3 protein-coding genes and 2 pseudogenes are annotated in these 3,580 nt (G+C 56.3%); 1 reads left to right on the top strand and 4 read right to left on the bottom strand.

Features of this window, described 5'->3' with window-relative positions:
- Together CFR71_RS15355 and CFR71_RS15350 are read right to left on the bottom strand one after the other, a co-directional pair.
- Positions 1-422 (bottom strand): annotated as a pseudogene (locus CFR71_RS15355) (transposase); the annotation flags it as partial.
- A gap of 333 nt (positions 423-755) precedes the next feature.
- Positions 756-1,772 carry an IS110 family RNA-guided transposase gene (locus tag CFR71_RS15350; protein WP_110532177.1) on the bottom strand — a complete coding sequence of 339 codons (1,017 nt, stop codon included), beginning with the start codon at positions 1,770-1,772 and terminating at the stop codon, positions 756-758.
- Positions 1,773-1,852: 80 nt separating this feature from the next.
- On the opposite strand from CFR71_RS15350, the pseudogene CFR71_RS15345 reads away from it, so the two are divergent.
- A pseudogene (locus CFR71_RS15345) lies at positions 1,853-2,335 on the top strand (IS5 family transposase); the annotation flags it as partial.
- Between the two features lie 43 nt (positions 2,336-2,378).
- On the opposite strand, the gene CFR71_RS15340 reads toward CFR71_RS15345, so the two are convergent.
- Together CFR71_RS15340 and CFR71_RS15335 are read right to left on the bottom strand one after the other, a co-directional pair.
- Positions 2,379-3,410, bottom strand: coding sequence for a tyrosine-type recombinase/integrase (locus tag CFR71_RS15340; RefSeq protein WP_110532175.1), 1,032 nt, complete (start codon positions 3,408-3,410; stop codon positions 2,379-2,381).
- 57 nt (positions 3,411-3,467) lie between these two features.
- The coding region (locus tag CFR71_RS15335; protein ID WP_275405119.1) for a UvrD-helicase domain-containing protein at positions 3,468-3,580 on the bottom strand (113 nt) is incomplete at its 5' end.

The raw sequence follows: 3,580 nt of genomic DNA, 5'->3' as shown, positions 1-3,580 counted from the left end.
CTCCAGATTGGCTTCGCTCTGTGGCACAGGCCGATAGTAGACGCCCGACCGGTTGAGTTGCAGCAGCGTGCATTGCCGGATTATCGGCAGGCATGCTCTCTTCGGGTCAATCATCTGCCGCCTCTGATCACGCCCAACCGAGCAGAGGCATCCCGCAAAAAATCCCGTTCCACCAGCAACTGGCCGATCTTGGCGTGCAGTTTCTCTACATCAGCAGGGCTGACTGAAGGTTCCGTTACCGACTTACCAGAAAAAAGGCTTGCCATGCCTTCGATCGCCTGGCGCTTCCATTGGGCGATCATCGTCTGATGCACGCCATGTTTCGAAGCCAGTTCCGCCAGCGTCAGTTCCCCACGGATCGCCTCCAGCGCAACCCGTGACTTGAACTCTGCCGCATACCGTTTCCGCGTAATCTTGCCCATAAAACCCGTCCTCGTTCAGGCCAGATGATAGCTTATCGCCCTGTCCGAAAAATGGGGACCATGTGTGGACGGCCCTGACGATGCAAGTGGAAAGTATGACTTTGATGGTCGGGTGCAGCCATGTGTCCGGCCTGTTTGCGCAGCCCGGGGGCTGCTGGCCCTGATGAAGTCCGCGGATTGGATCCCTGATCACCTCTGCGCGCTTTTGCTGCGCTTGGTCCCGTCGGGTTTATCCTCTCCCCGGCCTGACCGGTTCGCCATCATATCTCAACCACTCCGCACATTCACCTTCGTCGCTTCTGGTGTTCGACGAGGGCGAATCTCTGAATTCTTTCAGGCACTCCTGGCGCTGTATGCATCGCCCGTTGTGAGAAGTGCCCAGACAATCCTGGCAGTCTTGTTGGCGAGAGCGACAGATACGACACGCGCCGCCTTCTTCTCGAGCAACTTTGCAGCCCATTGACGACTGGCGTTTTCCTTGCGTGCAAGACGGATCACCGCCGTGGCGCCCAGCACGAGCAGGCGTCTGAGATAGCTATCCCCCTGTTTGCTGATGCCAACCTGTCGTTCCTTGCCACCACTGCTGTGACTTTTGGGCGTCAGACCGAGCCACGCAGCGAATTGACGGCCTGACCGGAAAGTCGAGGCATCCGGAACGGCCGCGACGATCGCGCTGGCAGTGATCGGGCCGATACCGGGAATGCCAGCCAACCGACGGCTGACACTGCTTGCCCGATGTTCCGCGACGATCTGCTTCTCGATATCGTCGATGCGTTGCTCAAGAGCCCGCAGATGCGCGACAATTTCCTGAAACAGTTTCCGAGCGGGCTCGGGCAACATTTCCTGCTCCGCATGCAGCAATGTAATCATCTGGTTCAGGCCCGCGACGCCAGCTGCCGATATAATACCGAACTCGGCAAGGTGCCCCCGCAGGGCATTGACCTGCATGGTTCTTTGACGCACCAGCAAATCCCTCGTCTTGTGCTGAAGCAACGCTGCCTGCTGAGCCGGTGACTTGACTGGCACGAAGCGCATCGTCGGGCGGGTCACTGCCTCGCAGATCGCCTCGGCGTCAGCGGCATCAGTTTTACCCCGCTTGACGTAGGGCTTCACATAGACCGGCGGCATCATCCTGACCGTATGTCCGAAAGCCGCAATTGAGCGCGCCCAGTAATGCGACGTGCCACACGCTTCCATACCGACCAGGCATGGTGGGAGTGTTTCGAAAAACCGGAGAACTTCACCGCGCCGTAAGCGACGGCGTACGAGAATGTTCCCAAGACTATCGATCCCATGCACCTGAAAAACATTCTTGGCCAGGTCGAGGCCAATCGTCGAAATCGTTCCCATAGGTGGCTCCATGCGTTGCAGACGGTGACGATGTCATCCTCGCACATTTCGTGCGGGGGCCGTCCACAACATCACCTCTGTCGGCCGGGGTGATCGACAGCCAAAGCGTCAAGGCGCCTCATGCAAAGACAAGGGGTTATGACGCCGGCAAGAAAGTGGTCGGGCGCAAGCGGCATATCGCCGTCGATACGGACGGGCGCCTGCTGATGCTCAACCTGACACCGGCCGACATCTCCGACAGCGCAGGCGCACAGATGATCCTGGATGCGATCCGTAAACGCTGGCCCTGGGTGAAGCACCTGTTTGCCGATGGCGCCTATGACCGCCTCCAACTGATGGACAAGGCGGCTTATCTGGAGTTCGTCGTCGAGATCATCCGCCGCCGTAACGGGGCTAAAGGCTTCGAGGTTCTGTCCCGACGCTGGGTCGTCGAACGGACGTTCGGTTGGATGACCCGCTGGCGACGCCTCGTGCGCGATTACGAGCGCCGCATCGATGTCTCACAGGCCATGATCTTCGTCGCCATGGGGGCCAATCTCATCCGAAGAAACGCTCATCCATGACTTTCCAAACAGGCTCTGAGAAACCTGATATTCGGCCACTGTTCTATCCTCCGAAGACCCTGTTACCAAGATTCATATCCATCTGTTCGACCGAGTGTGCGATTTTACGGAGAAGATCTTCACCAGATAGATGGATATAAAGTGTCGTACTTTGAACATTGCGGTGTCCGGCATACGTTGCGATATCGTGCAGACGCCAGCCTGACCGGGCCAGGTGCGTCAGTCTCAGATGTCTCAAGGTATGAGTACTGAACGCCGGTATGCCGGCTTGAAGGGCAAGACATCTGACAGTTTTGCTCCATGACCACTTCGTTATGGGCTGTCGAAAGTTTCGATCTGACTCAGACAGAAACAAGGCACCTGAATGGGTTGTCGCACCGCGTCGACGATGTAAATACACTGCCAACACAGGACAAATCACTGCTGAGTAACAAACCACTCGAGCGTGTGCACTTTTACTCGTCTCAGCCCGAATAGTGAGGAGACGTCTCGCAGGGTCAATATCCGACACCCTCAAACCTACTAACTCTTCTCGGCGCAGTGCGCCATAGTAGGCCAAGGCGAACATGAGGCGATTTCTGACTGTTTCCTGTGCGACTATTTCTTGCAAGCGAGCCCATTCTTCGTCAGATGGCAAATATGGCAGTAATTTGGAACGACGTACCAAACCATACCTGAACCCGACATGCTCCGAGAGTGGGCCGCGCCCTACAACCGCCTGCCCTCGCGGCACCGGATTTCGATGTTTGATTCCTTCAAAGACCAAATGATCATACCAAAGTCGGACGGCGGACAGGCGCTGATGAAGCGTAGCATTGCTCACAGCAGCGCGAGTGGATAGGAAAGGAACGTCTTCTCCACGTAAATACCTTACAAATAGTGAAACATGACTCAAAGTTGCTGCCTCAGGAGCAACACCTGCTGCCTCACAAAAAAACAGATACTGTTCCAGACCTCTGGCATAGGCGTCTATGGTAGCGGGCGAACGGCCAAGATTGTCGAGCAACGAAAGCCATAAGCATCCTTGAGAGTTCTCAGAAACCTGCGGATATCGTGACCATTTAGGCTCAGGCATCGTACCCTCCCTTTGCGACACGAAGGTATAGATTCAAGCCGATGTATTCCAACTAACTTATAAGATGCTCCGGGAATCATCACCCACGCAGAACAGTTCACCAGACGTCCTGCCAAGCAACGTGAGCCACAGGTACTGGGCGCGGTTCACATCCTGAAACTCGTCCGCCA

Origin of the sequence: Novacetimonas pomaceti, from assembly GCF_003207955.1 — a bacterium.
Taxonomy (GTDB): domain Bacteria; phylum Pseudomonadota; class Alphaproteobacteria; order Acetobacterales; family Acetobacteraceae; genus Novacetimonas; species Novacetimonas pomaceti.
Note: the sequence above shows the minus strand (reverse complement) of the source record. Positions and strands in the feature narration are given on the sequence as shown.